Source organism: Dyadobacter sp. SRI_021 (genome assembly GCF_057586235.1).
In genome coordinates, this window is sequence record NZ_JBYCZM010000050.1 from 1 (window position 1) to 343 (window position 343).

General features: G+C 55.7%; 1 protein-coding gene. It reads right to left on the bottom strand.

Annotation, left to right across the window (positions count from 1 at the left end):
- On the bottom strand, positions 1 to 343 hold a 343-nt coding region (locus AC2YIT_RS32220), incomplete at both ends, for a hypothetical protein (protein WP_487281951.1).

Sequence of the window (343 nt, forward strand, 5' to 3'; positions counted from 1 at the left end):
CGCCTTGCCCATCAGGTTATGGAATGTATCCGAGGTAGTTGACGCCCAGATTTCTACGCTGGTGACCGTGGTACCTGTCGGTACACAAGTGTTGACGCTCAGGGCAGTGATCACCCTGCCAGCGGTCGTTGTGCTGGCCGTTCCTACCACGCTGGCATTGTTGACCGGCGAAAGCATACTGGCCGTCAGTGAGGGGCAACCTGTCACAGCAGGGGCAGTCAGCGTAACCGTAATGTAATCGGTTGTGAAAGTGCCGCTCGCAGTATTTACTTTGGCGTAAAACCGGTACGTACCCGGATCCAGATAAGGGACCGGCCATTTTCCATTGGCAGAACCCTCCTCA